Genomic DNA, 26,972 nt, shown 5'->3' on the forward strand with positions numbered 1-26,972 from the left:
CGGCTTCCATCCGGACCGGCGCTTTCGCCGAACTGTCCGACGCTGGAAAATGTCTACCGATAGCCGCTCCGGCCGCGCTTCTGGCGACGGCCCGGGCGTTTCGTGGCGACGCCGATGCGTGCCGCGAAGGATGTGGCCGATGAGCCTGCTCTCGGTCGCCTTTGACACAGGACAGGAGTCGACCAGCGGCATGCATGCCTCCACCAGCGCCACGACGGCCGCCGGCAGCGACGAAACGCTGCTGGCGCGTTACCGCAAGGGCGACAGCGCGGCCTTCGAGGTGCTCTACCAGCGCCACCGGCAAGGTCTCTACCGTTTTCTCTGCGGCCTGGCCGGACAGACCGAACTGGCCGACGAGATCTACCAGGAAACCTGGCTCAGCCTGATCCGCAGCGAAAGCCAGCCGCAGGGCCGGGCGAGCTTCCGCACCTGGCTCTACCAGATCGCCCGCAACCGCCTGATCGATCATTGGCGCAAGCATGGCCAGCGCCAGCCGTTGCAGGACAGCTACGACGAACAGTTGCACGCGCAACCCGACCAGGGCGCCGGCCCCGAGCAGCAGCTCAGCCTGAGCCGCGACGGCGAGCGCTTGCAGAGCGCGCTGGAGACCCTGCCCGAGGAACAGCGCGAGGTATTCCTGATGCGCGCCCACGGCGAACTGGAACTGGCCGAGATCGCCACGCTCACCCAGTCGCCGCTGGAGACGGTGAAGAGCCGTTTCCGCTACGCGGTGCAGAAGCTGCGCCGGCTGCTGGCCGAGGAGGTGGCGGTATGAACCCACAGAAGCATTCCGCGAGCGTCGCCGAAGAGCAGATGCTGGCGCATTTCCGCGCCCACGCGCCGCAGCAGCCGGCGCCGGCGCTGGACCAGGCGATCCTCGCCGCCGCGCGGCGCCAGGCGGCGCATGTCGAACCCGCCCGGTCCTGGTGGCGGCGCTGGCTGGAAGCCTCCCGCAGGCCGCGTTGGCAGGCGGCCTTCGCCAGCCTGCTGGGCGTGGCGCTGGTGCTGGGGCTGGTCAGCCACAACGTGCTGGACGACGCCGAGCGCCAGGCCCGGCCCGAAGTGGCGTTCAGCGATGTGCCCCTGCGCGACGGAGTCGCCGGGGCCGCTGCGGCGAAGCGGGCCATGCGCGCGCCGGCGGCGCCGGCTCCGCTGTCCGGCGAGATGTCGGAGTCCCCGGCCTTGCTGGCCAGCTACGCATCGTCCGGGGAGGCGCCGCAACTGATGGCCGAGGCCGCGCCGCCGGCTCCGGCTGCCCTGGCCGACCGACCGCCGGCCCAGGCCGCGCAGCAGGCGAAGGTCCAGGCGGAGCTGGCTGGCGACTTCGTCGCCCAGGCCAGGGGCAAGGCGGTTGCGGTGAAGCCGGAGGTGCTCGACGAGGCGCTCGGGGCGGTCCTTGCACTGCGTGAGCAGGGCAAGACGGAGCAGGCCGCGACCCAGTTGGCCGAGCTGCAGAAACGTTTCCCCGGAGAGAACCTGGTGGAACGACTGGAACGCCTCGCGACGATAGCCGCGAGCGCCAAGAAACGGCCGTGACGACCATGGCCCGCGACGCCGTGATGGCGTCGCGGGCTGACATCAAGCGGTTATCCGTGCATGACAGGTTAGACATGGGGCGAACAACCGAGAGAGTGCCAGGATGACGATAGTGACCCCTTGCCTTGGTTGCAGTCTGCCGTCAGCATTGCCGCAATTGGCCATACCTGCGTGACTATGAAACGTCTTTGCCGAATTTGCGTCGTTGTTCTTTTCGGTTGCTTCCTGGCGGCCTGCGATGACGGCTCCAAGGCACCGGAAAAGAAAGCCCCGGAAGCACCGCCGCAGGAGCAGCGCGCCCCTGCCAGGCCAGTGAAGCCTGCACGCGCGGAGCCAGCGCCTGCCGTGCCTGCCGCGCCGAAAACAGCTTCGAAGAAGGTCGCGCCAGCCGCGGAGCAGGTTGCCAAACCCAAGCCGCCGGCCAAGCCGAAGCCTGCGGCTGCGCCGCCGAAGCCGGCCAGCAGGCCGGTCGCCAAGGACAAGCCGGCGCCGGCGAAGCGCGCTTCCACCGCTCGTCTCGACCCCGAGGTGCGCAAGCCGCTGCCGAGCGCCAAGCTGGACCTGCGCCTGCCGAAGGAACTGGTGCAGAAGATGGCGCCGCCCGGCACGGAAGAGACCCATAAGCCCAAGCCGCTGTTGCCGCCGATGTTCGAGGAAAAGGACGACAGCGACTTCCGCCTCAACGGCCAGTTGCTCTATCGCGACCGCGAACTGGGCGTGTCGCGGCCCCTGGAAGGGGCCGAGTTGCAGTTCGAATTCCGCCAGTAGGCCGCCCCGGCGCTCAGAAGCGGTAGCGCTGCTCTTGCAACGCCTGGTACAGCTCCGCGTCCAACGGCTGGTAGCCGGCGCTGCCGGGCAACCTGACGAAGAGTTTGTCGCTCACCCGCGCGGGATCGTAGGCGTCGCGCTTGAGGTCGGTCTTCTTGTACTTGAAGGTGCCGGTGGTCTCGACTTCGCGCAGCAGGCGCAGGAACACCGGCGTGGCATAGGCCGGCAACTCGCGGTCGAGGTGCGCGGCGAGGGCGTCGCGGTCCAGTTTGACGCCATCGGCCAGGCGCAGCGCGGCCATCCCGCAGCGGCCGTTGGTGCCGGGAATCTCCACGCCGTAGACCACCGCATCCTCGACCCCGTCGAAGGCGCCGAGAGCGTTTTCCACCTCGGTGGTGGAAACGTTCTCGCCCTTCCAGCGGAAGGTGTCGCCGAGACGGTCGACGAACTGGGTGTGCTTGAAACCGATGTCGCGCATCAGGTCACCGGTGTTGAACCAGGCGTCGCCCTTCTTGAACACGTCGCGGAGGATCACCGCTTCGCTCTTGGCCGGATCGGTGTAGCCGTCGAACGGCCACTTCGCGCTGATCTCGCTGATCAGCAGGCCGACCTCGCCCTTGCCGACCTTCTCCATGAAGCCCTTGGCGTCGCGCACCGGGCGGTCGTTCTCCAGGTCGTAGCGGACGATGGCGTAGGTGGCTGGGGAGAAGCCCACCGTATTGTCGAAATTGAATACGTTGGTGAAGCCGATGTTGCCTTCGCTGGAAGCGTAGAACTCGGTGATCCGCTGGATCTCGAAGCGTTGCTTGAACTCGGCCCAGATCGACGGGCGCAGGCCGTTGCCGATCATGCAGGTCAGGCTATTGCCGCGTTCCTCGGCGCACGGTGGCTGGTTCAGCAGGTAGCGGCAGAGCTCGCCGATGTAGCCGAAGCAGGTCGCCCGGTAGTGCTGCACGTCCTTCCAGAAACCGCTGGCGGAGAACTTGCGGCGCAGGGCCATGGCCGCGCCGCCGGCGAGCGCCGCGCTCCAGCAGACGGTCACGGCGTTGTTGTGGTAGCAGGGCAGGGTCAGGTAGAGCACGTCGTCGCGGCCCAGGCCCAGGCCGGAATGGCCGAAGCCGCCGTAGGCCTTGATCCACTTGCCGTGGCTCATGATCGAGGCTTTCGGCAGGCCGGTGGTGCCGGAGGTGTAGATGTAGAAGCAGGAGTCCTTGAGCCGCACCCTGCCGGTGTCCTCGAGGTTCTCCGAGGTCTGCCCCTGGGCCAGGCGCATCAGGTTGCGCCAGCCCATCGGCGGCGAGCCGGGATCGCCGAGGGTGTCGCCGTCGTCGACCCAGTAGCAATGGCCGGCGTTGCCGAGCACCTCCTGGCGGACTTCCTCGAACACCTCGCGCAACTCTTCGCCGACCACGAAGTGGCCGGGTTTCACCAGGTTCAGGCTGTGCACCAGGACCTTGCCGCGCTGGGTGGTGTTGACCAGTGCGCCGATGGCGCCGAGCTTGGCCAGGGCGGCGAGGATCGCCAGCAGCTCGACGCGGTTCTCCAGCATCACCGCGACCACGCTGCCGTGGCCTACGCCCTCGGCCTTGAAGGCGCGCGCCAGGCGATTGGCCCAGCCGTTGAACAGGGCGTAGCTGATCCGCCGCTGGCCGTCGAGCACCGCCGGGTTGTCCGGGTACAGGCGTGCCGCGCGCTCCAGCGCCCAGCCCAGGGACAGGCTCTTCTCGCGGTTACGGATCGCGGTGTAGTACAGGCCGCGCAGCATGCGCGGCACGCGGCCGAAGGTGGCAGGCAGGCGGGCAACGAAACGGTTGAAAGTGATCAGGTCGGCGTGGGTCATGGCTCTCGCGCTTTGTCGTTGTTGTGCGGGGCGTAGGACGCTCCCGCGACTCTAGACCGCAGCCGCCGCCTCGGCTATGACCGTTGCGCGGTCGCCCCGGGGCACTTCGGCAAATAGCCCGGAAGCCCGCCGCAGAGCGCCGCGCGCCTTTCGTCGGAGACCTCAGTCGAGGAACAGGTCGGGCACCAGCGCGCCACCCTCCGGGTCGTAGCGGTACTGCTCGAAATCGCTCTGGCCGCGCTCGCGCAGCAATTCCTCGTCGACCAGCAGGCGCCCGCTGAGGCTGCGCCCCTCGCTGGTGAGAATGGCGTGCGCGGCGTCGGCCATGATCGCCGGGGTGCGCGCGCGGCGGAAGGCGTCACGGCTGCCCAGCTCGAACTCGATGGCGGCGGTGGCGATCATGGTCTTCGGCCACAGCGCGTTGACGCTGATGGCGTATTTCCCGAACTCCTCGTGCATCCCCAGGGTAAGCATGCTCATGCCGTACTTGGTGACCGTGTAGGGGCCGTGCTGGGCGAACCACCTGCCGGCCAGGTTGATCGGCGGCGACAGGCTGAGGATGTGGCCGTTGGCGCTCCTGCGCAGGTAGGGCAGGGCGGCCTGGCTGCAGACCAGCACCGCGCGGGTGTTGATCTGGTACATCAGGTCGAAGCGCTTGGGCTCCAGCTTTTCCACCCCGACCAGGCGGATCGCCCCGGCGTTGTTGACCAGCGCGTCGATCCCGCCGAAGCGTTCGGCGGCGCGGGCCATGGCCGCCGCCACGGCCTGCTCGTCGCGCACGTCGAGTTGCAGCGGCAGGGCCTGGCCGCCGGCGGCCTCGACCTCGGCGGCGACGCTGAAGATGGTGCCTTCCAGCTTCGGATGCGGCTCGGCGCTCTTCGCCGCGATCACCAGGTTGGCGCCATCGCGCGCGGCGCGCAGGGCTATCTCCCGGCCGATGCCGCGGCTGGCGCCGGTGATGAACAGGGTCTTGCCGTGCAGTGACATGGGCATCTCCGTTTTCTTGTCGTTGTCGTTGCGGATGAGCGGCGGGTTGTCTCAGGCGTCGGCTTCCACCTCGACCAGCACCTGCCGGTTGCGCACCTGCTCGCCACGGCCGACCTGGACGCGGCGGACCACGCCGTCGACTCCGGCCTTCAGCGGGTGTTCCATCTTCATTGCCTCCAGTACCAGAAGCAGTTGGCCCTTGCCGACCCGTTCGCCCTCGCCGACCAGCACCTCGACGATGGCGCCGTCCATCGGCGCCTTGAGCGTGCCGGAACTGGCGCCGACCTGGGCGCTGGCGCCGGCGTGGGTGACGTCGAGCAGTTCGAGGTTGCCGCCGTGGCCGTATAGCCAGAGGCGCCCGCCGTCCAGGTGGTAGGCGTGGCGACGGCGAATGCCGTCGAGTTCGGCGCTGGCCCAGCGTCCGTCGCAGTCGAGCAGGCGCACGGCGATCTCGCGTCGCTCCAGGCGCGCCAGCAGTCGCGGCCGACGACCGCTTTCGAGGACCTCCAGGCCGATCTCCAGGCGCTGTTCGGCGTGCTTCAGGACGATCTTCCACGGTGCCCCGGCGGCGCTGCGCCAGCCGGCCAGGCCGGGCTGGTGCGCACTGGCCTCGGCGCCGGCCTGGTAGAGCAGGGCGGCGGCCAGGGCCAGTTCCTCGGCGCCCGGCTGGCGCGGTTGCAGGCTGGGGTCTTCGGCGAAGCGTTCACCGATGAAGGCGGTGGTCGCCTCGCTGGCGGCGAAGTCCGGATGCGCCAGGAGGTTGGCGAGGAACCGCTGGTTGCCGTCGACCCCCAGCAGCACGCAGCGCTCCAGCGCGCGGATCAGCTTGCGCCGGGCTTCGTCGCGGGTCGCCCCGTAGGCGATCAGCTTGGCCAGCATCGGGTCGTAGAAGGGCGTCACCGCCTGCCCCTCGACCAGGCCATGGTCGATGCGTACGCCGGGCAGCAGTTCCGGGTCCCAGCGCAGCACCGTGCCGGTCTGCGGCAGGAAGCCGCGACCGGCGTCCTCGGCGTAGAGGCGGACCTCGATGGCGTGCCCGCGCAGTTCCACCTGTTCCTGCCGCAGCGGCAGCGGATGGCCCTCGGCGACGCGGATCTGCCAGGCCACCAGGTCCTGGCCGGTGACCAGTTCGGTGACCGGGTGTTCGACCTGCAGGCGGGTATTCATCTCCAGGAAGTAGAAGCGACCATCCTCGCCGAGAAGAAACTCGACGGTGCCGGCGCCCACGTAGTTGACCGAGGCCGCGGCCTTCACCGCCGCCTCGCCCATGGCGCGACGCAGGTCGGCATCGAGCACCGGGCAGGGGGCTTCCTCGATGACCTTCTGGTGGCGGCGCTGCACCGAGCAGTCGCGTTCGCCGAGGTAGAGCAGGTTGCCGTGGCGGTCGCCGAACACCTGGATCTCCACGTGGCGCGGGCGCGGCACGGCCCTCTCCAGGATCAGCTCGGCGCTGCCGAAGGCGCCCAGCGCTTCCGAGCGCGCAGTGCGCAACTGTTCCAGCAGTTGGCCGGGTTCCTCCACCAGGCGCATGCCGCGGCCGCCACCGCCGGCGCTGGCCTTGATCATCAGCGGGTAGCCGATGCGTTCGGCCTCGCGCCGCAGGGTCGCGTCGTCCTGTTCGGCGCCTTCGTAGCCGGGGATGCACGGCACCCCGGCGGCGAGCATGGCGATCTTCGACAGGCGCTTGCTGCCCATCAGGTGGATGGCTTCCGCATCCGGGCCGATGAAGACTATCCCGGCGGCTTCGCAGGCACGGGCGAATTCGGCGTTCTCGGAGAGGAAGCCGTAGCCGGGGTGGATCGCCTCGGCGCCGCTGCGACGGGCGGCGTCGAGGATCGCCTCGAGGTTCAGGTAGGACTGCGCCACCGCTGCCGGGCCGATGCACACGGCCTCGTCGGCCAGTTGCACATGGCGGGCGTCGGCGTCCGCCTCGCTGTACACGGCGACGCTGCGGTAGCCCAGTTCATGGGCGGTGCGCAGCACCCGGCAGGCGATTTCACCGCGGTTGGCGACGAGGATCTTGTTGAAGCTGGGCATGTCGTTCGGCTCCTGGAGGCTGTTGCCCTGTTTCGCGGTCGTGGCTCACTGGGCCCAGACCGGCTTGCGTTTCTGTACGAAGGCCAGGGTGCCTTCGCTGCCTTCGGCGCCGCCCACCGCTTCGGCGAACTGGCGCGCCGCATCGTCCAGCAGGGCGCCGAGTTCGCCGCTTTCGCTGGCCAGCAGCAGGGCCTTGGTGGCGGCGTTGGCGTTCGGCGCGCAGCGGCGCAGTTGCTCGAGGGTTTCCTCCAGGCGCTGTTCGAGGGCATCGGCGTCGGCCTCGCAGAAATGCACCAGGCCCAGGCGCAGTGCCTCGCGGCCGTCGAAGCGGGCGGCGGTGAGGGCCAGGCGGCGGGCCTGGGTCAGGCCGATGCGGCGGACCACGAAAGGCGCGATCTGCGCCGGGAGAATGCCGAGGCTGGTTTCCGGCAGGCCGAACTGCGCATCGGCGGCGGCGATCGCTACGTCCGACACGCAGGCCAGGCCGAAACCGCCGCCGAGCACCGCGCCTTCCACCAGCGCCACCAGCAGTTGCGGGGCGGCCTGGGCTTCCTCCAGCAGGCTGCCGAAGGCGCGGTTCAGCGTGCGGTAGGCTTCCGCCCCGGCGGCGCGGGCACCGGCCATGTCCTTGATGTCGCCGCCGGCGCAGAAGTGCCCGTCGGCGCCGCGCAGCACCAGCGCCCGCACGCTACGGTCGTCGCGCACGGCGGCGAGCACCGCGCGCAGTTCGCCGACCATCGCCAGGCTCATGGCGTTGCGGCTTTGCGGGCGGTTCAGGGTGATCCGCAGGACGCCCTCGACGGGTTCCAGCAGCAGGGTCTCGCAATGCGGCAGGCTCATGCCGGTTTCCTCCTGGAACGTCAGCCTTTCTTCTTGCCCGGCAGGATGCCCATCAGCTTGCAGATGATGCCGAGCATGATCTCGTCGGCACCGCCGCCGATGGATACCAGGCGGGTGTCGCGGTAGGCGCGGGAGACCGGGTTGTCCCACATGAAGCCCATGCCGCCCCAGTACTGCAGGCAGGCGTCGCTGACCTCGCGGCCGAGGCGGCCGGCCTTGAGCTTGGCCATGGAAGCCAGGCGCGTCACGTCCCTGCCTTTCACGTACAGCTCGGTGGCCTGGTAGACCAGGGCGCGCAGCGCCTCGACCTCGGTCATCATCTCGGCCATGCGGAAGTGGATGACCTGGTTGTCGATCAGCGGCTGGCCGAAGGTCCTGCGCTCCTTGCAATACTCGATGGTGACGTCGATGCAGTGCTCCAGGCCCTTGATCATGTTGGCCGCGCCGAACAGCCGTTCTTCCTGGAACTGCAGCATCTGCATCATGAAGCCGGCACCTTCCGCGCCGATGCGGTTGCGCTGCGGTACGCGGACGTTATCGAAGAACACCTGGGCGGTCTCCGAACTGCGCATGCCGAGCTTGTCCAGGTGCGGACTGAGGGTAATGCCCGGGGTCTTCATCGGGACCACGATCAACGACTTGTTGACGTGCGGCTTGTCGTCGGAGGTATTGGCGAGCAGGCACATGAAGTCGGCCGACGGCGAGTTGGTGATCCACATCTTGCTGCCGTTGATCACATAGTCGTCGCCGTCCTTGCGCGCGGTGGTCTTCAGGCCGGCGACGTCGGAGCCGGCGCCGACCTCGGAGACGCCGATGCAGCCGACCATCTCGCCGGCGATGGCCGGGCGGAGGAACTCCTCGCGCAACTCGTCGGAACCGAAGCGGGCCAGGGCCGGGGTGCACATGTCGGTCTGCACGCCGATGGCCATCGGGATGCCGCCGCAGGTGATGCTGCCGAATTCCTCGGCGGCGACGATCGAGTAGCTGTAGTCCAGGCCCATGCCGCCGAACTTCTCCGGCTTGGAGATGCCCAGCAGGCCGAGTTCGCCGGCCTTGCGGAAGATCTCGTGGATCGGGAAGCGGCCGTCCTTTTCCCACTGGTCGACGTTGGGGTTGATTTCCCGCTCGACGAAGCTGCGAACGGTGCGGCGGAGTTCCTCGTGTTCCTGGGTGAAGATCATGGGTTGTCTTTCCTCCTGGGCATCATTGTTTTCCGGCAGGATCCGCTTGCTCTTTCCCAACCCTCTTCCTTCAGGGAGAGCGGGGAGAGGGGCTGTCGCCGGCTCGCCTGTTGCAGTCAGAACCTCGCGACCCCGAAGCTGTTGCCCTTCAGCGGCCGCGCCTCGGCTTCCGCGCAGATATCCAGCAGGTAGCCGAGCAGCCTGCGGCTGTCGCGCGGGTCGACCAGGCCGTCGTCCCACAGGCTGGCGGTGCCGTAAAGCGCGGTGGACTGGCTGTCGAGCTTCTGCGCGGTGACGGTTTCCAGCATGTCGAGCATCTTCGGGTCGGCTTCCTTGCCTTCCTTGGCGTGTTTCTCCTCGGTGACGATGCGCAGCACCTTGCCGGCCTGGGCGCCGCCCATCACCGCGGTGCGACTGTTCGGCCAGGCGAAGATGAAGCGCGGGTCGAGGCCGCGTCCGCACATCGCGTAGTTGCCGGCGCCGTAGGAGCCGCCGACCACCAGGGTCAGCTTGGGCACGCGGGCGTTGGCCACCGCCTGGATCATCTTCGAGCCGTGCTTGATCACGCCCTGGCGCTCCGACTCGGTGCCGACCATGAAGCCGGTGGTGTTGTGCAGGAACAGCAGCGGCGTGTTGCTCTGTTCGCAGAGTTGGATGAACTGCGCCGCCTTGGCCGCGCCCTGCGGGGTGATCGGTCCGTTGTTGCCGATCAGGCCGCAGGCGTGGCCCTCGATGCGCAGGTGGCCGCAGACGGTCTGGCCGTCGAACTCGTTCTTGAAGTCGAGGAACTCGGAGCCGTCGGCGATGCGCGCGACGATCTCGCGGACGTCGTAGGGCTTCTTCGGGTCGGCCGGAACCACCCCGAGCAGCTCCTCCACCGGGTACAGCGGTTCGCGCCAGGAACGCGCCGGGCGCGCCGGCAGTTGTGCGTTCCACGGCAACATGCCGACGATCTCGCGGGCCAGGCGCACGCCGTCGGCGTCGTTTTCCGCCAGGTATTCCGCGGTGCCGGCGACCTGCGCGTGCAGTTCGGCTCCGCCGAGTTCCTCGTCGCTGGCGATCTCGCCGGTGGCGGCCTTGAGCAACGGCGGCCCGGCGAGGAACATCTTGGCCTTGCCGCGCACCACCACCACGTAGTCCGACAGCCCCGGCTGGTAGGCACCGCCGGCGGTGCTGGAACCATGCACCACGGTGACCTGGGGAATGCCCATGGCGGAGATCCGCGCCTGGTTGGCGAAGCCGCGCGCACCTTCGACGAAGATCTCCGCCGCATAGTTGAGGTTGGCGCCGCCGCTTTCGGTGAGGGTCACCACCGGCAGCTTGTTCTCCATGGCGATCTGCTGCAGGCGCAGGGTCTTCTTCAGCCCGGTCGGGGAGATGGTGCCGCCCTTGATCGCGCTGTTGCTGGCACTGACCAGGCAGCGCACCCCGGCGATGTAGCCGATCCCGGCGATGATCCCGCCGCCGGCCTGGGTGCCGTCCTTGTCGTCGTGCAGCTTGTAGCCGGCCAGCGAGGACAGTTCGAGGAACGGCGCGCCCGGATCGAGCAGCAACGCCAGGCGTTCGCGCGGCAGCAGTTGTCCGCGTTTCTCGAACTTCGGCCTGGCCTCGGCGGCCTTGTCCAGGACCTTCTGCTCCAATTCGCGGAAGCCGGCCACGGCGGCGAGCATGGCCTCGCGGTTACGGGCGAAGTCCTCGCCGTTGACGTCGAGTTCCGACTGGATCGCGGGCATGTCAGTCCTCCTGGTCCTTCAGCACGTCGGGCAGGTAGGCGCGGTGGAAGCCGTTGTACGCGCGGCTCTGTCCCGGCTTGCCCTTGAGCAGCGGGAAGGCGCGGCTGCCCTGGCTGGCGGCGCCGTCGATGCGGATCGTGTTGCCGCTGACGAAGGCGGCGCCGGGGGAGAGCAGGAAGACGATGGCGGCGGCGACTTCCGACTCGCTGCCGATGCGCTTGAGCGGCACGTGCTCGCGCAGGGTCGGGATCACCGCCTTGAACGCGCCTTCGTAGGTATCCATGCCGCTGGACGCGATCCAGCCCGGCGCCACCGCGTTGACCCGCACGCCGGCATGGCCCCACTCGACGGCGGCGGTCCTGGTGAAATTCTCCATGCCGGAGCGTGCGGCGCCGGAGTGACCCATGCCGGGCATGCCGCCCCACATGTCGGCGAGCATGTTGACGATGCTGCCGCCGGTCTTGCTCATCGACTGGTTGAACACTTCGCGGGCGACCAGGAAGCCGCCGACCAGGTTGGTGCGGAGCACGGTCTCGAAGCCCTTCTGGCTGATCGAGGCGAGGGGCGAGGGATACTGGCCGCCGGCGTTGTTGACCAGGTGATGGATGGTCCCGCGTTCGGCCAGGATATTCGCCACCAGCGTCTTCACCGCTTCCTCCTCGCGGATGTCGCAGGCGTGCCAGCTGACGCTGCCGCCGTCCTCGACGATCTCGCCGGCGGTCTTCTCCAGCTTTTCCGCCTTGCGTCCGACCAGCACCACGTGGGCGCCGAGGGCCGCCAGCTCATGGGCGGTGCAGCGGCCGATGCCACTGCCGCCGCCGGTGACGATGATGGTCTGGCCGTCGAACAGGCCAGGTCGGAAGATCGAGTCGTAGCTCATTGTTCTGGTGACTCCGATGAATCCCGTGGGGTGGTTGCAGCGGAACGCCGCATTCGTCGTTCCTGGTCGTGGTTATCTGCCCTGCGTTTCCAGCGCGTCGGCGAGCGCCTGCGGCACCGCCACCGGGAACTCCAGCAACTGCTGGGCGAAGGCCTTGCCCTGCGGGTCGATGCGCAGGCTGGCGACGCCGCCGCCGCCGAGGGCGTTCTCCAGCAGGAAGTTCAGGCTGTGGCTGCCCGGCAGGTACCAGCGGCCGACCCGGCCGGTCTGCGGGTCGAGCACATGCTGCATCCAGTCCACCACCGCGCCTTCCTCCAGCGCCTCGGCGATCCACGGCAGGTACTCCGGACGCCGCGCCATGACCCCGATGTTGCTGTGGTTGCCCTTGTCGCCGGAGCGCGCCACCGCCAGCTTCACCAGCGGCACGCTGGCGCTGGCGGGCTGCTCCGGGCGTGGCGGCTGGCGCGCCTCGGCCAATCGTGCCGGGTCGAAGGCTTCGAGGACCGGCAGTTCCAGCGGATGGCGCTGGCCGTCGATCTCCACGCTCAACGCGCATTGCGCCTTGTCGATCAGGAAAGAGAACAGGCGGATCACCGGATACACCGTCGGTCGGCCGCCGACGATGCCGGTCAGGCCGGGCGCCATCCCGGTGGCGGCCTGGGCGATCTCGCGGGAGAACAGCACCAGGGCTTCCTTGCGCGGATGCCGGACGGCCAGCTTGACCACCACTTCGCGGCTGTCCTGCCGTCGCCCATGGGGACCATAGGTGGCTTCGCTGCCGAGCAGTTCGACATTGACCTCGCGGTAGGGCTCCCAGCCGCGCTCGGCGAAGATTTCCTCGGTCCTGGCGATGATCGCCTGGCTGACCCGCTCGGCCTTCTTCAGCGCATCGATGCCGGCGATCAGGCAACTGGCGGTGCAGCGGAAACCGTCCGGATAGGTGGCGCTGACCTTGTACCGGTCGGTGGGCGGCAGGCCGCGCGCGCCTTCCACCGCGACCCGGTCGGGACCGGCCTGGCGCAGGCGCACCTCGGTGAAGTCGCAGACCACGTCGGGCAGCAGGTAGGCGCGTGGGTCGCCGATCTCGTAGAGCATCTGTTCGCCGACGCTCAGTTCGCTGACCAGGCCACCGGTGCCGGGCGCCTTGGTCACTACGAAGCGCCCGTCGGCCTCGACCTCGACGATGGGGAAGCCGATGTGCTCGTAGTCCGGCACCTGCTCCCAGTCGGTGAAATTGCCGCCGGTGCATTGCGCGCCGCATTCGACGATGTGCCCGGCGAGGGCGGCCTGGGCCAGTCGGTCGTAGTCGTCCCAGGCCCAGCCGAACTCGTGCACCAGGGCGGCGCTGACCACCGCGCTGTCGACCACCCGGCCGGTGATCACGATGTCCGCGCCCAGGCGCAGGGCCTCGACGATGCCCGGCGCGCCGAGGTAGGCGTTGAGCGAGACGCACATCGGCGGGAAAGGCGCGTCGCTGAACATCTCGCGGATGCCGGACTTGGCCAGTTCGGCCTGGCGCGCTTGCAGGTTGTCGCCATGGAGCACGGCGATCTTCAACTGCACCCCGGCCTTCTCGCAGGCCGCGGCGAGGGTGGCGGCACAGGCCTGCGGATTGATCCCGCCAGCGTTGCTGATGACGCGGATCTTCTTCTCGGCGATCTCGCCCAGCAGTGGTGCGAGGACCTCGACGAAGTCGGTGGCGTAGCCGGCGTCCGGCTGTTTCAGGCGGGCGCCGGCCATGATCGACATGGTGATCTCGGCCAGGTAGTCGAACACCAGGTAGTCCAGCGGCGCGCCGCGCACCAGCTGCGCGGCCGCGGTGCAGGTGTCGCCCCAGAAGGCCGAGGCGCAGCCGATGCGTACGGTCTTTTGCATTGTTCTTGACCCGTGACGGCGGAAGTGTGGGGCGACATTACCAAGCAAGCGCTTGGTTGAGAAGAGGGCGGAAACAAATCCGTTCTCGGCTGTTACCCAAGCGCTTGCTCGGTCGTCTTCGCAGGCATACATTTCATGAATGCCGACAAGCACTTGCGGGGCAATCCCGAGGCCGGTCGGCAAATACGGAGCGGCCGGGCGCGCGGATGAGCGGCACCGAGCCGCCGACGATCCGGAAAAGGGGTACTCAGCGTTGGACGATCAGAAAGCCCGGGAAGTGATGCTGGAGCTGGTGGCTACCGGACAGCTCACCGATCCGGAAAGCGCCCGCGGCAAGCTGCTGCAGACCGCCGCCCACCTGTTCCGCAGCAAAGGCTACGAACGCACCACGGTGCGCGACCTGGCCAGCGCGGTGGGCATCCAGTCGGGCAGCATCTTCCATCACTTCAAGAGCAAGGACGAGATCCTGCGCTCGGTGATGGAAGAGACCATCCTCTACAACACCGCCCTGATGCGCGCCGCCCTGGCCGATGCCGAGGACCTGCGCGAGCGGGTGCTGGGACTGATCCGTTGCGAGCTGCAATCGATCATGGGCGGCACCGGCGAGGCGATGGCGGTGCTGGTCTACGAGTGGCGCTCGCTGTCCGCCGAAGGCCAGGCGTACATCCTCGGCCTGCGCGACATCTACGAGCAGATGTGGCTCGACGTGCTGGGGGAGGCGCGGCTGGCCGGCTACTGCCAGGGCGATCCGTTCATCCTGCGGCGCTTCCTCACTGGCGCGCTGTCCTGGACCACCACCTGGTTCCGTCCGGAAGGACCGATGAGTCTCGACCAGCTCGCCGAGGAGGCCCTGGCGCTGGTGATCAAGAACGCCTGATCACTCGGAGATCAGGCGGAACGGGTAGCTCAGCAGGAGGAAGTGCAGGGTGTTGATCGAAGCGTGCAGCAGCACCGCCAGGGACAGCCGCCCGCTGAAGTGCAGGACCATGCCGTAGCCCAGCCCGGCGATCCCGGCCAGCAGCGCGTACACCGGGTTCACCAGCAGGTGCAGCGCGGCGTAGGCGAGGGTCGCGACGATGATTCCCGGCCAGGCGCCGAACCAGCGGATCAACTGGCTTTGCAGCAGGCCGCGGAAGAACGCCTCCTCGGCCAGGGAGACCACCCCGACGTTCAGTACCAGCCACCACCAGAAGGCATCCGGCCACTTCGGCTGCCAGCTCGCGGCATTGGTCATGATCGACAGCAGCGGCACCACGAAGAAGGTCAGGCAGAAGGCCAGCGCGGTGATATCCAGCGACACCAGCGGCTGCTTCGGCCGGCGTAGCCACCAGGCGAGCAGGGTAAGGGCGACCAGGGCCTTGTCCCAGGGCAGCCAGATCATCTGGATCGGCGGGCTGGCGCTGGCCAGGTCCCAGGGGAACAGGCGCAGGGGAATGAAGCCGGGCAGGTAGTGGATGGCGATCAGGGCGCTGGCGGCGAGGCTCACCGGCCACCAGAGCAGGGTCGGCAGCCAGCGTTCGGCGTAGGTCACCCAGATGATGTAGAGCAGGACGATGACCGCCGTCAGCAGCGCGATGTGCCCGGTGAAGAAGCCCCCGAGCAGGAACAGAATGGGTAGAAGCGGTATCAGACGCCCGAGCATGCAGCCTCCCGTTTAAAGGAGGGATTCTAAAGGCATTTCGACCCGCGGATGGGAAAAGCGCAAGGAACGGACCTTCTGCCAGAGGGAAACACACGGGGAACGAACCCCAGGTTGCGCAGGAAAAACCATGCGCGGCCCGCATGACTCCGCCACGCGAGTCTTCGCCTCGCCGGTTTTTCGCCCGCCGGGGTTTTCCTACGAGACCTAGTGACCCGCCGGCAGGCCAATAGGTTCAGCGGTCCTTCGCCTCCTGCGCGTCCAGCTCGGCGTTGCGTTCATGGATGCGTTTGAGCTGTTCCTCGCTCAACGGCAGCTTCTTCGCCGAGTCGCGCAGCAGCAGGAGTCCGCCGACGATGGAGCCCAGGGCGAGGACGATGATCAACCAGGCGTACCAGGGCATGTTGTTCTCCCTCATCGATATGAATGTTCACCATACGCCGGGTTTGCCTTTCTGTCAGGCAACGTTCCGGCGCGAGGTCCTGTGGTTGAGACTCCCGGCGGCGCTCGGAAGTTGCGGGCCGAGAAAGCGCTGAGCCTGGTCGGCGTGATGCCTGTCACATGTTGGCAATCTGACATTGCTTAACTGGCGGGTATCCCTTCATTGCCCCGTCCGGGCCTGCCAGCGAGAGGTTGCCGATGTCTCCGAGCGCGTTGTCCCGTCTGTTGCGCCCGGTGGAACCCCTGACTCCGGCGATGAGCATCAGCGACGTCGCCGACCGCCTGCTGATGCCGGAGCACCGTGCCTTCCTCTCGCTGCCGGTGGTTGACGACGAGCGCCGGGTCCTCGGCCTGGTCAGCCGCTACACCCTCCAGGACATCTTCATGCAGCGTTTCGGCCGCGACCTCTGGGGCCGCCATCCGGTGCGCGACGTCATGAACCGGGCGCCCCTCAGCGTCTCCCTCGGCGCCAGCCTGGAAGAGGCGGCGCAGCAGGTCACCGGTCGCCTGCAGTATCCGATCACCGAGGACTTCGCCCTGGTCGACGAAGAGGGCCGCTACCGTGGCCTGGGCACCGTGCTCGACCTGCTGAAGGCCATGGAGGCGCGCATCGCCCAGCGCAACCGGGTGCTGCGCAAGGCGCTGGTGGACCTCAAGGAGTCCCAGGCGCAACTGGTGCAGTCGGAAAAGATGGCTTCGCTCGGGCAGATGGTGGCCGGGGTCGCACACGAGCTGAACACGCCGCTCGGCTACGTCGGCAACAACCTGGCGCTGCTGGAGGAGCTGAGCGATCCCTTGTTGCGCCTGGCCGATGCCCAGGCGGCGCTGGTCGACTGCCTGGGCGACCCGCAGTGCGACGAAGCGCGCCTGGCGCAGGCGCTGCAGGCGGCCGACGCGGTGCGCCGCGAAGCCGCCGTCGAACAGTTGCGCGAGGACCTGCGGCAGTTGTTCGTCGATACCCGCTACGGCCTCGGCCAGATCGGCGAGCTGGTTTCCGGGCTCAAGGACTTCGCCCGCCTGGACCGCGCCTTCAGCGAGGAGGTCGACCTCAACGACTGCGTGCGCAACGCCGTGCTGATCGCCCGCACCGCCATCAAGGACAAGGCCGAGATCAGCAGCCAGCTTGGCGAGCTGCCGCTTATAGCCTGCGCGCCGTCGCAGATCAACCAGGTGCTGCTGAACCTGCTGACCAACGCCGCGCAGGCCATGGAGCGTTTCGGCCGCATCCTGCTGAAGAGCTGGGCCGACGAGCGCCAGGTGTTCCTCTCCGTGCAGGACAACGGCAAGGGCATGCCCGCCGAGGTCCTCGGGCGGATCTTCGACCCGTTCTTCACCACCAAGCCGGTGGGGCAGGGCACCGGGCTCGGCCTGTCGATCAGCTACAAGATCATCCAGCAACATGGCGGGACCATCCGCGTGGCCTCCGAACCGGGCCGCGGAACCCGCTTCCTCATCAGCCTGCCGCGAGAGCAGGCCCGCGAACTGAAACGGAGCGCCTGACATGAGCCCATCTCCCGTCCGCATCCTCTTCGTCGATGACGAGGAGCGCATCCTGCGCAGCCTGGCCATGCAGTTCCGCCGCCATTACGAGGTGCTCACCGAGAGCGACCCGCGGCGCGCCCTGGAGCGCCTGAAGACGGAACGGATACAGGTGCTGGTCAGCGACCAGCGCATGCCGCAGATGAGCGGCGCCGAACTGCTGGCGCAGGCTCGCGAGCGCTATCCGGAGACCCTGCGGATTCTCCTCACCGGCTATTCCGACCTCGACGCCGCCGTCGACGCGCTCAACGACGGCGGCATCTTCCGCTACCTGACCAAGCCCTGGAATCCCCAGGAAATGGCCTTCACCCTGCGCCAGGCGGCGGAGATCGCCAGCCGCCAGGGCCTGCCGGCACCGCCCGCGGCCACGCTGGCGGCGCCGCTGAGCGTGCTGCTGCTCGACGACGACCCGGAAACCCTGGACTGCGTCGGGGCCTTCTGCCATGCCGGCGGGCATCGCCTGCTGCGCGCGCGCAACCTGGCCGAGGCGCTGGTGTGGCTGAACACCGAACCGGTGGAGGTGCTGGTCAGCGACCTGAAGCTGGCCGGGGAGCATACCGCGCCGCTGCTGAAATCCCTGGCCCAGGCCCATCCGCGCCTGCTCAGCCTGGTGGTTACGCCGTTCCGCGACACCCAGGCCCTGCTCGAGCTGATCAACCAGGCGCAGATATTCCGCTACCTGCCCAAGCCGATTCGCAAGGGATTGTTCGAGAAAGGCCTGAAGGCGGCCGCCGAGCAGGCCTTGCTGTGGCGCGGGCGAAGCCTGCCGGAGGTCGACCGGCTGGCCGAGGTGCCGCGCGACGAGCGCGAGAAGGAACGGGTCGGCAGCCTGCTCGGCATGCTCGGCCGCCTGCGCGAGCGGCTGACGGCCTGAACGCCGGCCTAGCCGGCGTCGCAACCGGCGGCCTTGGTCTGGCGGCTTTCCACCAGGCGTGCGCGGAGTACGTCGTAGCTCCAGTTGAAGGCCATGGTGTAGGGCAGGAAGAACAGGATCAGGCCCATGTCGAGGAGGAACGCCTCGACCAGTCCGATCGACAGCCACCAGGCGGCCAGCGGTACCAGCACCACGATCAGCCCCAGCTCGAAGAGCATCGCATGCAGCACCCGGACCTGCAGGGTGCGCTGGAAGCCCATGCGCCGCTGGGCGCGGTCGAAGAGGCTGTTGAAAAGCATGTTCCAGAGCATCGCCACGGTGGAGAACATCAGCGTCAGCGCACCCATGTGCGCCAGGGGCTTGTTCATCACCAGCGACAGCACCGGCGCGGTGAGGAGGACGGCCAGGCCCTCGAAGGCCAGGGCGTGGAAGATCCGCTCCTTGAGAGTCTTGTCGAGGGCGGTGTGGGTGTGGGTCATGGCGAACGCTCCCGGTTCGTCGTTGAAGTCGGGCTGTATTGTCATCGGTCTTTGGGATAGGGTTAAGTTGGATACCATCGGAAAAACCGATATGCATTTGTCGCCCGAATCCCTCGAGGCCTTCGTCCAGGCCGTTTCCCTCGGCTCCTTCAGCGCCGCCGCGCGCAAGCTGGGCAAGAGCCAGTCGACCGTCAGCGAGGCCATTGCCCGGCTGGAGATCGACCTCGGCCTGGAACTCTTCGATCGCAGTGGCCGCCAGCCGCAACTGACCGAGGCCGGACGCACCCTGCTGGGACGGGTCGAGGAGGTCCTCGGCGCATCCGACCGCCTGCGCCGGGTCGCCGCGCTGCTCGCCGGCGGCTCGGAGCCACGGGTGACCCTGGCGCTATCCGACACCTACCATTCGGCGCGCTACGAGGCGCGCCTGGCCGAACTGGACGAGCGTTACCCTGAGCTGGAGTTCGAATGCCTGATCGCCGAGGACCAGGACGTGATCGCCCAGGTCAGCCGCGGCCGCGCCACCCTCGGCCTGCTCGCCGCGCAGCCGCACTACCCGCCGGAGCTGGGCGTGGCGGCGGTCGCCGAGCGTGCCGAGTTCGGCCTGTTCGCCGCCGTCGACCATCCGCTGGCGGGCCTGGAGCGGGTCAGCGAGCGTGACCTTTCCGAATGGCGTTTGCTGCGCCTGAACACCTATAGCGAGACCGGCGCGGCGATCAACGACGGCCTGCCGTCCAGCGGCGGGCGCTGCTGGTCGGCGCCCAACTACCTGTTGCTGCTGGAAATGGCCACCCACGGCTTCGGTTGGGCCGAGCTGCCGCGCTGGCTGGTCAGCGGCTACGCCAACGGGCGGCTGAAGGAGTTGCCGGTGTCCGGCTGGCCGCGCAGCCAGGCGGTGGATGTGGTCTGGTCGCGGCAGCGGCCGTTGGGACCGGCGGCCAACTGGTTGCTGGACCGCTTGCTGGATCGCGACCTGCCTATCTAGGGAGGGGCCGGCTGAGCCCCGGTTCAGCCGGCGAAGCCGCCGGCGGCGAGGAAGGCGAGTTCCTCGGCGCTGGACGGGCGACCGAGGATCGGATTGCGATGGGGAAAGCGCCCGAAGCGGCGGATGATCTCGCGATGCTCATGAGCGTGGGCGAGGAAGGGCTGGCCGAGTCCGTGGTTCAGCGCTACCGAGCGATCCTGGTCGGCAAGGTTCTCGGCATGGGCGAACGGCAGGTAGAAGAACAGCCGCAGCGCGTCCCCGACCTGGCGGTCGAGGCCTTGTCCCAGAGCCCGCTCCGCCCAGCGCCGCGCTTGGGCGTCGCTGGCGTACATGCGCGGGGTTCCACGGAAGGCGTTGCGCGGGTACTGGTCGAGCAGCAACAGCAGGCCGAGATGGTCCTCGGCTTCACCGGCAGCCGGGCGCAGCGCGTTGGCGCAGGCAAGCTCGTAGAGGTGGGCGAAGCGCTCGCGGAAGCGCCGGTCGAAATCGGCGTTCCTGGCGAACCAGAGGGTAGGGCCGGCATCGCGCCAGAAACCGACCACTTCCGGCAGCGGGGACGCGCTGGGAGAAGGCAAAAGCGCTGCATGGGGCATCTGCGGATCCAGGAAGTAGAGTAGGGACTCCAGGCTATTGGTCCGGGTTCTTTGGATAAACGTGGGTGGCATGGATAGACTGTCCAGCCATCCCGAATAGAGAGAAGGGGCCTGCCCATGGATCGTCTGGACAGCATGCGCGTGTTCCTGCGCGTTGCCGAAACCGGCAGCTTCACCAAGGCCGCGGATCTGCTGGACATGCCGCGGGCGACGGTCTCGGCGGCGGTCCAGCAGCTCGAAGCGCAACTCGGCAGCCGGCTGTTGCATCGCACCACCCGGCAGGTCCAGCTGACCCACGACGGTAGCGTGGTGCTGGAGCGTTGCCGTCACCTGCTGGAAGACATGGAAGAGCTGGAGAGCCTGTTCCACGACGGCAGCCGCGCCAGCGGCCGGCTCAAGGTCGACGTGCCGAGCCGGGTGGCGCGACTGCTGATCGCCCCGGCGCTGCCGGAATTCTTCCGCCAGCATCCGGACATCGAACTGGAACTGGGCTCCAGCGACCGTTCGGTGGACCTGGTGCAGGAGGGCGTCGACTGCGTCCTGCGGGTCGGCCAGTTGGGCAACAGCAGCCTGGTGGCGCGACGCCTTGGCGAGATGCAACTGATCAATTGCGCCAGTCCCGCCTACCTGGAAGAGCATGGCGAGCCACGGACGCCGGCCGACCTCGACCGGCACTGGGCGGTCAACTATGCCTCGCCCAGCAGCGGCCGGGTGTTGCCCTGGGAGTACCGCGAGGATGGGCGCACCCTGACCCGCGCGCTGCGCAGCCGGGTCACGGTGAACAACGCGGAAAGCTACATCGCCTGCTGCCTGTCCGGACTGGGCCTGATCCAGATCCCTGCCTACGACGTGCGCGAGCACCTCCAACGCGGCGAGCTGTGCGAGGTGCTGCCGCAGTGGCGGGCCGAAGCGATGCCGGCGTACGCCCTGTATCCGCACCGGCGGCATCTGTCGCGGCGGGTCAGGGCATTCGTCGACTGGCTGGAGCAACTGCTCCGCGCCCGCCTCTAGTCCACGACGTTCATCTCCCCGGCGCGTTCCGGGCTACGGCAAACGGCCGGATTCTGCGACAATGCGCGCCGTTTTCGATTCGCCGCGAGAGAGCCCATGTCCGCCTGCCAGTCCCCCATCATCGTCGCCCTGGATTTCCCCACCCGTGAGGCCGCCCTGGCGCTGGCCGATCAGCTGGACCCGAAACTGTGCCGGGTGAAGGTCGGCAAGGAACTCTTCACCAGTTGTGCCGCGGGTATAGTCGAGACCTTGCGCGGCAAGGGCTTCGAGGTGTTCCTCGACCTGAAATTCCACGACATCCCGAACACCACGGCGATGGCGGTGAAGGCCGCTGCCGAGATGGGCGTGTGGATGGTCAACGTGCACTGCTCCGGCGGCCTGCGCATGATGGCCGCCTGCCGCGAGACGCTGGAGGCCTTCAGCGGGCCCAGGCCGTTGCTCATCGGCGTGACCGTGCTGACCAGCATGGAGCGCGAGGACCTGGCGGGCATCGGCCTCGACATCGAGCCCCAGGAGCAGGTGTTGCGCCTCGCCGCCCTGGCGCAGAAGGCCGGCATGGACGGCCTGGTCTGCTCGGCCCAGGAAGCGCCGGCGCTGAAGGCTGCCCATCCGGGCCTGCAACTGGTCACGCCGGGCATCCGCCCGGCCGGCAGCGCCCAGGACGACCAGCGGCGCATCCTCACCCCGCGCCAGGCCCTGGATGCCGGCTCCGATTACCTGGTGATCGGCCGGCCGATCAGCCAGGCCGCCGACCCGGCCAAGGCGCTGGCGGCGATCGTCGCCGAACTGGGCTGAGGCGGCTTCCCCCACGCCTGCCGTCGGCGACCGTCGCGCGTCGTGTCGAGCCGGACATGGCGCAGGCATCATCCGCGCCGGCGCCCAGGGGGCGCCTGTCCCTCCCCAGCGTCTAGGCTTGTAGCGGGCACTCCGGCAAGTACCGGTGGCAACGGTTTCACAGTTTCGTGAGGAAAAATTGCAAGTGCCTTGCCGGCTGGCCCCAGGCCAGTAGGATCGCTGTTTTCCCCGGAAACGCGAGGTCGGGATGCTGAACACCCTGGAAGCCTGCCTGAAGGCGGTCGATGAGATTCTCCTGGGCAAGGACCGCCAGGTGCGCCTGGCCCTGGCCTGCCTGCTGGCCCGTGGGCACCTGTTGATCGAAGACCTGCCGGGGATGGGCAAGACCACCCTCAGCCATGCCCTGGCGCGGGTGCTCGGGCTCAGTTTCCAGCGCATCCAGTTCACCTCGGACCTGCTGCCGGGCGATATCCTCGGTACCTCGGTGTTCGACAAGGACAGCGGTCAATTCGTCTTCCATCCCGGGCCGATCTTCGCCGAGCTGGTGCTCGCCGACGAGATCAACCGCGCCACGCCGAAAAGCCAGAGCGCCTTGCTCGAGGCGATGGAAGAAGGCCAGGTGACCATCGAGGGCGCCACCCGGCCCTTGCCGGAACCGTTCTTCGTCATCGCCACGCAGAACCCGGCCAGCCAGGGCGGCACCTTCTCCCTGCCGGAATCGCAGCTGGATCGCTTCCTGATGCGCCTGTCGCTGGGCTACCCCGGACGCGCGGCGGAACGTTCGCTGCTGCTCGGCGAAGCCCGGCGCGATCTGCTGCCGCGCCTGGAACCCTTGCTCGACCACGCGGCGCTGGCCGCTTTCCAGGCCGAAGTGCCGAAGGTCCGCGCCAGCGATGCGCTGGTGGACTACGTGCTGCGCCTGGTCGAAGCGACCCGCACGCAGCCGGCCTTCGCCCTCGGCCTGTCGCCGCGCGGTAGCCTGGCGTTGCTCGCCGCAGCGCGTGCCTGGGCGCTGCTGGCGGGACGCGACTATGTGATTCCGGAAGACGTCCAGGCGGTGTTGCCGGCGGTCGCCGGGCATCGCCTGCGCGACCAGGCGGACCCCACCGGGCACGGTGGCGGCGCGCTGGTGCAATGGCTGCTGCGCGAAGTCCCGGCGCTCTGATGCGCCTGCGCAACTGGCCGCGCTGGCAGCGCTGGCTGAACCGGCGGATACCGCCGGCGAGCAGCGTCGAGCTGAGCCAGCGCCGCGTATTCATCCTGCCGACCCGCCAGGGCGGCGCTTTCGGCCTGGCGCTGCTGGTGATGCTGCTGGCGGCGATCAACTACCAGAACAGCCTGGCCTACGGGTTGACCTTCCTGCTGCTGTCCCTGGGCGTGGTGACCATCCTCCATACCTATCGCAACCTTGCCGGCCTGCGCCTCACCGCGTTGGGAGCGGACCCGGTGTTCGCCGGCGAGCGCGCCGGTTTCCGGGTGCGCCTGGAAAGCCCGCGGCGGGCGCGCCAGGCCATCGCCGTCGGCTGGCCGGAGCGGCCGCTGGAATACGCCGACCTGGCAGGCGACGCGGCTGCCGAGGTGCTGCTGTTCCACCCGACCGAGCGACGCGGCTGGCTGCGGCCGGGGCGCCTGCGGGTGGAGAGTAGCTTTCCCCTCGGCCTGCTGGTGGCCTGGAGCTGGGTCGACCTGCGCCAGCAGGCGCTGGTCTACCCTCGGCCGCTGGCCGGCGAGTCGTTCCTCGCGCCGGGCGCGGAGGATGCCGAGGACCAGGGGCGCGCGCTGGCGAGCGCGGGCGTCGACGACTACCAGGGGCTGCGCGCCTACCAGCCGGGCGACTCGCGGCGGCGCCTGCACTGGAAGGCATTTTCCCGTGGCCAGGGGCTGCTGGTGAAGGACTTCGCCGCGCTCGGCGGGGAAGACCTGTGGCTGGAATTCGAGCGCCTCGGCGGGGACCTCGAAAGTCGCCTGGGCCGCTTGTGCCATGCAGTCCTGGAACTCTCCGCGCGGCAGCAGCCCTATGGCCTGGCGCTGCCCGGCACGCGCCTGCAACCGGCCAGCGGCGAGGCCCAGCGCGAGGCCTGCCTGCGCGCGCTGGCGTTGTTCGGAGCGGCGCGATGAACGCGATTCCGCGGGTCGCGCTGGTCTGGCTGCTGGTGGCGCAGGTACTGGTGATCCTGCCGCACCTGGCCTACATGCCGCTGTGGATCGCGGCCATGTGGCTCGGTTGCGCGGCCTGGCGGGTGCAGGTCTTCCGCATGCGTGCCGGCTATCCGCGCGCCTGGGTCAAGCTGGCCCTGGCGTTGCTCGCCGGGGCCGGGGTCTGGTTGTCGCGCGGCAGCCTGGTGGGCCTGGACGCGGGGGCGGTGCTGCTGATCGCCGCGTTCATCCTCAAACTGGTGGAAATGAAGACCCGCCGCGATGCGCTGGTACTGGTGTTCCTCGGTTTCTTCGCAGTGGTGGTGGGCTACCTGTTCGACGACGGTTTCCTCGCCGCGCTGTACAGCCTGCTGCCGGTGACCGCGTTGCTGGCGGCGCTGATCGGCTTGCAGCAGAGCGCTTTCGCCAGCCGGCCCTGGCCGACCCTGCGGCTGGCCGGCGGGCTGTTGCTGCAGGCGCTGCCGCTGATGCTCCTGCTGTTCCTGTTCTTCCCCCGCCTGGGGCCGCTATGGTCGTTGCCGATGCCCGGCAACAAGGGGGTCACCGGACTCTCGGAGAGCATGGCGCCAGGGGATATCGCCGAGCTTGGGCGCTCCGCCGAACTGGCGTTCCGGGTCCGCTTCGAGGGCGCACCGCCGCCGCGCGAGCAGCTCTACTGGCGCGCCTTGACCATGGAGCGTTTCGATGGACGACGTTGGGCTCAGGCGCCGCAATGGTCGGGCGAGGATGCTCTGCACTGGCAGAAGCGTGGCCCTGAGCTGCGCTACGACGTGATCATGCAGCCCAGTTCGCAGCCCTGGCTGTTCGCCCTCGACGTGGCGCAGACCGACCAGACCGACACGCGCCTGATGAGCGATTTCCACCTGCAGCGGCGGCAGCCGGTCGAGCAACGTCTGTTCTACCGAGTCAGTTCCTGGCCACAGGCGCTGCGCGAGTCCAGCATCGATCCGCGCACGCGCTGGCGCAACCTGCAGTTGCCGATGCACGGCAATCCGCGCGCGCGCGCGCTGGCCGACGAGTTGCGCCAGGCCCATGCGCAACCGCAGGCGCTGGTCGCGGCCCTGTTGCAGCGCTTCAACCACGAGCCCTTCGCCTACACCCTGAAACCGCCAGCGACCGGCGCCGACGGGGTGGACGATTTCCTGTTCGACACGCGCAGCGGCTTCTGCGCGCATTACGCCGGGGCGATGGCTTTCGTCTTGCGCGCCGCGGGCATTCCTGCGCGAGTGGTGGCCGGTTACCAGGGCGGCGAGCTGAATCCGGCGGGCAACTACCTGCTGGTGCATCAGTTCGACGCCCACGCCTGGGTCGAGTATTGGCAGCCGGAGCAGGGCTGGCTGAGCGTCGACCCGACCTACCAGGTGGCGCCCGAACGGATCGAACAGGGGCTGGAGCAGGCTCTGGCCGGAGACAGCGAGTACCTCGCCGACGCGCCGCTGTCGCCGTTGCGCTACCGTGGCCTGCCCTGGCTCAACGACATGCGTCTGGCCTGGGACAGCCTGAACTACGGCTGGCAACGCTGGGTCCTGGCCTACCAGGGTGAGCAGCAGGGCGCCTTCCTGCAGCGCTGGTTCGGCGGGCTCGATCCGACCCGACTGGGCCTGTTGCTCGGTGCCGCGGCGATATTGTCGGTCGGTCTGCTCGCGCTGTTCCTGCTCAAGCCCTGGCAAGGCCGTGGCGATCTGCGCAGCCGCCAACTGCGCCGCTTCGAACGCCTGCTGGAGATGCATGGCCTGCGCCGTTCCCCCGGCGAAGGGCTACGCTCCTACGGCGAGCGCGCCGCCCGCGTCCTGCCGGCGCAGGCGCCAGCCATCGCGGCCTTCGTCGGCGCGTTCGAAGCGCAACGCTATGGACACGGCGGTGCCGATGATCCAGGGTTGCGTCTGCGCGCATTGCGCCGGGCGCTGCCCTGGCGCCTGGTGCGCGCGCCCACGCGGGATGGCCGGGGAGAGGAGCAGGCATGACGGGGTTCATCGATGAACTGCTGGCCGAGGTGATCGGCCAGCAGGTGGCGTTGATGTCGGCGGTCGCCCGCCTGGAGGCGCGCACGGATGGCGAGGCACTGCACGACCTGCGCATCGCCCTGCGCCGTCTGCGCAGCCTGCTGCGGCCGATCCGCGGAGTCCCCGGCGTCGAGGAGCTGGAGCATGCCGCCGCCGAGGTCGGGCGGCTCAGCGGGCCGATCCGCGACCTGGAGGTGCTGCTGCCGGCGCTCGCCGCCGAAGGGCTGCGGGATGCGCTGGCGGTGCGCCGGCCGGTGCTGGAGTCCGGCTACGTGGCGGTTCTCGCCAGCCAGCCGCTGCACCGCCTGCAGCTTTGCCTGGACGTCTGGCCGGCCCTGTTGCGTACGGCCCAGCGGCATGCCGTGCTGGATGGCCTGCACGGCCGGGTGCGCAAGCGCCTGCGCCGGCAATGGAAGACCCTGCGCGCCGAGCTGGCGGACACCACCTACGAGCACTGGCACCCGCTACGGCTGCGGATCAAGCGCGTGCGCTACGGGCTGGAGGCCTATCCGCACGATTGCAGCATTCCCGGCTCGCTGCTGGCGCCGCTCAAGGCGGCCCAGTCGGCGCTGGGCGATTGGCACGACCTCGAACAGTGGCTGTTGCGATGCCAGCGCGAGCCGGACCTGGCGCCTGTGCGAGAGGTCTGGACGGCACGCTTCGAACTGGCCCGGGAGCGTGCCGGACGGGCCCTGTCGACATTGCAGCAGGCGCTTGCCGGGCACTGAGGCCGCCGGTATTCCGATCGGCTTTTTCCCAAGGATCGCCTCGCCTAAGATGGG

At 68.7% G+C, this 26,972-nt stretch carries 25 protein-coding genes; 13 read left to right on the forward strand and 12 right to left on the reverse strand.

All coding sequences use genetic code 11. The annotated features are described in order from the left end of the window. Window positions 1-190: 190 nt before the first annotated feature. From sbrI to AC4OR5_RS05375, 3 genes are all read left to right on the forward strand, one after another. The gene (gene sbrI, locus AC4OR5_RS05365) at window positions 191-775 is read left to right on the forward strand and encodes an ECF family RNA polymerase sigma factor SbrI (protein WP_003119848.1); all 585 of its coding nucleotides are present in this window, start codon (window positions 191-193) and stop codon (window positions 773-775) included. Further along, complete coding sequence (sbrR, locus tag AC4OR5_RS05370) at window positions 772-1,536, forward strand: anti-sigma factor SbrR (protein WP_058160205.1); 765 nt, start codon at window positions 772-774, stop codon at window positions 1,534-1,536. Before sbrI ends, sbrR begins: the two co-directional genes overlap by 4 nt. A gap of 345 nt (window positions 1,537-1,881) precedes the next feature. Further along, the gene (locus tag AC4OR5_RS05375; RefSeq protein ID WP_058160204.1) at window positions 1,882-2,304 is read left to right on the forward strand and encodes a hypothetical protein; all 423 of its coding nucleotides are present in this window, start codon (window positions 1,882-1,884) and stop codon (window positions 2,302-2,304) included. Window positions 2,305-2,317: 13 nt separating this feature from the next. On the opposite strand, the gene AC4OR5_RS05380 is transcribed toward AC4OR5_RS05375, so the two are convergent. The 8 genes from AC4OR5_RS05380 to AC4OR5_RS05415 all read right to left on the reverse strand — a co-directional run bounded on the left by AC4OR5_RS05380 (window position 2,318) and on the right by AC4OR5_RS05415 (window position 13,677). Then, on the reverse strand, window positions 2,318-4,144 hold the full coding sequence (locus tag AC4OR5_RS05380) for a long-chain-acyl-CoA synthetase (protein WP_023106252.1): 1,827 nt from the start codon (window positions 4,142-4,144) through the stop codon (window positions 2,318-2,320). Window positions 4,145-4,306: 162 nt separating this feature from the next. Beyond that, entirely contained in the window at window positions 4,307-5,131 is an 825-nt protein-coding gene (locus AC4OR5_RS05385; protein ID WP_003101741.1) for an SDR family oxidoreductase, read from the reverse strand. Between the two features lie 51 nt (window positions 5,132-5,182). Next, window positions 5,183-7,168, reverse strand: coding sequence for a geranyl-CoA carboxylase subunit apha (gene atuF, locus AC4OR5_RS05390; protein ID WP_058160203.1), 1,986 nt, complete (start codon window positions 7,166-7,168; stop codon window positions 5,183-5,185). A 45-nt stretch (window positions 7,169-7,213) separates the two neighbouring features. After that, window positions 7,214-8,008, reverse strand: coding sequence for an isohexenylglutaconyl-CoA hydratase (atuE, locus tag AC4OR5_RS05395; RefSeq protein WP_003090995.1), 795 nt, complete (start codon window positions 8,006-8,008; stop codon window positions 7,214-7,216). 20 nt (window positions 8,009-8,028) lie between these two features. After that, window positions 8,029-9,189 (reverse strand): citronellyl-CoA dehydrogenase, encoded by a 1,161-nt coding sequence (atuD, locus tag AC4OR5_RS05400; protein ID WP_003101733.1) that lies wholly within the window; start codon window positions 9,187-9,189, stop codon window positions 8,029-8,031. Window positions 9,190-9,305: 116 nt separating this feature from the next. Next, window positions 9,306-10,922 (reverse strand): geranyl-CoA carboxylase subunit beta, encoded by a 1,617-nt coding sequence (atuC, locus tag AC4OR5_RS05405; protein ID WP_003090993.1) that lies wholly within the window; start codon window positions 10,920-10,922, stop codon window positions 9,306-9,308. 1 nt (window position 10,923) lies between these two features. Next, window positions 10,924-11,802, reverse strand: a complete 879-nt coding sequence (locus AC4OR5_RS05410; RefSeq protein ID WP_009313867.1) for an SDR family oxidoreductase — start codon at window positions 11,800-11,802, stop codon at window positions 10,924-10,926. Window positions 11,803-11,874: 72 nt separating this feature from the next. Beyond that, window positions 11,875-13,677, reverse strand: coding sequence for an acyclic terpene utilization AtuA family protein (locus AC4OR5_RS05415; RefSeq protein WP_003090990.1), 1,803 nt, complete (start codon window positions 13,675-13,677; stop codon window positions 11,875-11,877). 253 nt (window positions 13,678-13,930) lie between these two features. Here AC4OR5_RS05415 and atuR point away from each other — a divergent pair, with 253 nt between their 5' ends. After that, complete coding sequence (gene atuR, locus AC4OR5_RS05420; protein ID WP_003114740.1) at window positions 13,931-14,554, forward strand: atu genes transcriptional repressor AtuR; 624 nt, start codon at window positions 13,931-13,933, stop codon at window positions 14,552-14,554. Here the strand turns inward: atuR and AC4OR5_RS05425 are convergent, their stop codons facing one another. Beyond that, entirely contained in the window at window positions 14,555-15,319 is a 765-nt protein-coding gene (locus AC4OR5_RS05425) for a CPBP family intramembrane glutamic endopeptidase (RefSeq protein WP_003090986.1), read from the reverse strand. It abuts the gene before it with no gap. A gap of 232 nt (window positions 15,320-15,551) precedes the next feature. Continuing rightward, window positions 15,552-15,719, reverse strand: coding sequence for a DUF2897 family protein (locus AC4OR5_RS05430; protein ID WP_003090984.1), 168 nt, complete (start codon window positions 15,717-15,719; stop codon window positions 15,552-15,554). Window positions 15,720-15,955: 236 nt separating this feature from the next. Between AC4OR5_RS05430 and AC4OR5_RS05435 the strand changes: the two genes are divergently transcribed. Both AC4OR5_RS05435 and AC4OR5_RS05440 read left to right on the forward strand, forming a co-directional pair. Next, window positions 15,956-17,257 (forward strand): sensor histidine kinase, encoded by a 1,302-nt coding sequence (locus AC4OR5_RS05435; protein ID WP_003160587.1) that lies wholly within the window; start codon window positions 15,956-15,958, stop codon window positions 17,255-17,257. Window position 17,258: 1 nt separating this feature from the next. Beyond that, window positions 17,259-18,170 (forward strand): response regulator, encoded by a 912-nt coding sequence (locus AC4OR5_RS05440; protein ID WP_034028078.1) that lies wholly within the window; start codon window positions 17,259-17,261, stop codon window positions 18,168-18,170. Window positions 18,171-18,178: 8 nt separating this feature from the next. Here AC4OR5_RS05440 and AC4OR5_RS05445 read toward each other — a convergent pair whose 3' ends face one another. Next, window positions 18,179-18,649 carry a multidrug/biocide efflux PACE transporter gene (locus AC4OR5_RS05445; RefSeq protein WP_003110276.1) on the reverse strand — a complete coding sequence of 157 codons (471 nt, stop codon included), beginning with the start codon at window positions 18,647-18,649 and terminating at the stop codon, window positions 18,179-18,181. Between the two features lie 91 nt (window positions 18,650-18,740). On the opposite strand from AC4OR5_RS05445, the gene AC4OR5_RS05450 reads away from it, so the two are divergent. Continuing rightward, window positions 18,741-19,631 (forward strand): LysR family transcriptional regulator, encoded by an 891-nt coding sequence (locus tag AC4OR5_RS05450; RefSeq protein ID WP_003090978.1) that lies wholly within the window; start codon window positions 18,741-18,743, stop codon window positions 19,629-19,631. 23 nt (window positions 19,632-19,654) lie between these two features. On the opposite strand, the gene AC4OR5_RS05455 is transcribed toward AC4OR5_RS05450, so the two are convergent. Continuing rightward, window positions 19,655-20,296: a DUF924 family protein gene (locus AC4OR5_RS05455; RefSeq protein WP_078451911.1), complete on the reverse strand. Its 642-nt coding sequence runs from the start codon at window positions 20,294-20,296 to the stop codon at window positions 19,655-19,657. Window positions 20,297-20,341: 45 nt separating this feature from the next. Between AC4OR5_RS05455 and AC4OR5_RS05460 the strand changes: the two genes are divergently transcribed. The 6 genes from AC4OR5_RS05460 (at window position 20,342) to AC4OR5_RS05485 (ending at window position 26,918) form a co-directional block, all read left to right on the forward strand. Further along, window positions 20,342-21,235: a LysR family transcriptional regulator gene (locus AC4OR5_RS05460; RefSeq protein ID WP_021264975.1), complete on the forward strand. Its 894-nt coding sequence runs from the start codon at window positions 20,342-20,344 to the stop codon at window positions 21,233-21,235. Between the two features lie 96 nt (window positions 21,236-21,331). Next, window positions 21,332-22,030 carry an orotidine-5'-phosphate decarboxylase gene (gene pyrF / locus AC4OR5_RS05465; RefSeq protein ID WP_003090975.1) on the forward strand — a complete coding sequence of 233 codons (699 nt, stop codon included), beginning with the start codon at window positions 21,332-21,334 and terminating at the stop codon, window positions 22,028-22,030. Window positions 22,031-22,277: 247 nt separating this feature from the next. After that, on the forward strand, window positions 22,278-23,195 hold the full coding sequence (locus AC4OR5_RS05470) for an AAA family ATPase (RefSeq protein ID WP_003090974.1): 918 nt from the start codon (window positions 22,278-22,280) through the stop codon (window positions 23,193-23,195). Further along, window positions 23,195-24,148 carry a DUF58 domain-containing protein gene (locus AC4OR5_RS05475; RefSeq protein ID WP_058160202.1) on the forward strand — a complete coding sequence of 318 codons (954 nt, stop codon included), beginning with the start codon at window positions 23,195-23,197 and terminating at the stop codon, window positions 24,146-24,148. Before AC4OR5_RS05470 ends, AC4OR5_RS05475 begins: the two co-directional genes overlap by 1 nt. Next, entirely contained in the window at window positions 24,145-26,151 is a 2,007-nt protein-coding gene (tgpA, locus tag AC4OR5_RS05480; protein ID WP_033962498.1) for a protein-glutamine gamma-glutamyltransferase TgpA, read from the forward strand. The genes AC4OR5_RS05475 and tgpA overlap by 4 nt, the downstream gene beginning before the upstream one ends. Continuing rightward, window positions 26,148-26,918: a CHAD domain-containing protein gene (locus AC4OR5_RS05485; protein WP_003114744.1), complete on the forward strand. Its 771-nt coding sequence runs from the start codon at window positions 26,148-26,150 to the stop codon at window positions 26,916-26,918. The genes tgpA and AC4OR5_RS05485 overlap by 4 nt, the downstream gene beginning before the upstream one ends. The last annotated feature ends 54 nt before the right edge of the window (window positions 26,919-26,972 follow it).

The organism is Pseudomonas sp. YA1, assembly GCF_058680555.1.

Coding starts and splice junctions, on each gene's coding strand:
- sbrI (WP_003119848.1), top strand. CDS start 191: ATGCATGCCTCCACCAGCGCCACGACGGCCGCCGGCAGCGACGAAACG.
- sbrR (WP_058160205.1), top strand. CDS start 772: ATGAACCCACAGAAGCATTCCGCGAGCGTCGCCGAAGAGCAGATGCTG.
- AC4OR5_RS05380 (WP_023106252.1), bottom strand. CDS start 4,144: ATGACCCACGCCGACCTGATCACTTTCAACCGTTTCGTTGCCCGCCTG.
- AC4OR5_RS05385 (WP_003101741.1), bottom strand. CDS start 5,131: ATGTCACTGCACGGCAAGACCCTGTTCATCACCGGCGCCAGCCGCGGC.
- atuF (WP_058160203.1), bottom strand. CDS start 7,168: ATGCCCAGCTTCAACAAGATCCTCGTCGCCAACCGCGGTGAAATCGCC.
- atuE (WP_003090995.1), bottom strand. CDS start 8,008: ATGAGCCTGCCGCATTGCGAGACCCTGCTGCTGGAACCCGTCGAGGGC.
- atuD (WP_003101733.1), bottom strand. CDS start 9,189: ATGATCTTCACCCAGGAACACGAGGAACTCCGCCGCACCGTTCGCAGC.
- atuC (WP_003090993.1), bottom strand. CDS start 10,922: ATGCCCGCGATCCAGTCGGAACTCGACGTCAACGGCGAGGACTTCGCC.
- AC4OR5_RS05410 (WP_009313867.1), bottom strand. CDS start 11,802: ATGAGCTACGACTCGATCTTCCGACCTGGCCTGTTCGACGGCCAGACC.
- AC4OR5_RS05415 (WP_003090990.1), bottom strand. CDS start 13,677: ATGCAAAAGACCGTACGCATCGGCTGCGCCTCGGCCTTCTGGGGCGAC.
- AC4OR5_RS05425 (WP_003090986.1), bottom strand. CDS start 15,319: ATGCTCGGGCGTCTGATACCGCTTCTACCCATTCTGTTCCTGCTCGGG.
- AC4OR5_RS05430 (WP_003090984.1), bottom strand. CDS start 15,719: ATGCCCTGGTACGCCTGGTTGATCATCGTCCTCGCCCTGGGCTCCATC.
- AC4OR5_RS05435 (WP_003160587.1), top strand. CDS start 15,956: ATGTCTCCGAGCGCGTTGTCCCGTCTGTTGCGCCCGGTGGAACCCCTG.
- AC4OR5_RS05440 (WP_034028078.1), top strand. CDS start 17,259: ATGAGCCCATCTCCCGTCCGCATCCTCTTCGTCGATGACGAGGAGCGC.
- AC4OR5_RS05445 (WP_003110276.1), bottom strand. CDS start 18,649: ATGACCCACACCCACACCGCCCTCGACAAGACTCTCAAGGAGCGGATC.
- AC4OR5_RS05450 (WP_003090978.1), top strand. CDS start 18,741: ATGCATTTGTCGCCCGAATCCCTCGAGGCCTTCGTCCAGGCCGTTTCC.
- AC4OR5_RS05455 (WP_078451911.1), bottom strand. CDS start 20,296: ATGCCACCCACGTTTATCCAAAGAACCCGGACCAATAGCCTGGAGTCC.
- AC4OR5_RS05460 (WP_021264975.1), top strand. CDS start 20,342: ATGGATCGTCTGGACAGCATGCGCGTGTTCCTGCGCGTTGCCGAAACC.
- pyrF (WP_003090975.1), top strand. CDS start 21,332: ATGTCCGCCTGCCAGTCCCCCATCATCGTCGCCCTGGATTTCCCCACC.
- AC4OR5_RS05470 (WP_003090974.1), top strand. CDS start 22,278: ATGCTGAACACCCTGGAAGCCTGCCTGAAGGCGGTCGATGAGATTCTC.
- AC4OR5_RS05475 (WP_058160202.1), top strand. CDS start 23,195: ATGCGCCTGCGCAACTGGCCGCGCTGGCAGCGCTGGCTGAACCGGCGG.
- tgpA (WP_033962498.1), top strand. CDS start 24,145: ATGAACGCGATTCCGCGGGTCGCGCTGGTCTGGCTGCTGGTGGCGCAG.
- AC4OR5_RS05485 (WP_003114744.1), top strand. CDS start 26,148: ATGACGGGGTTCATCGATGAACTGCTGGCCGAGGTGATCGGCCAGCAG.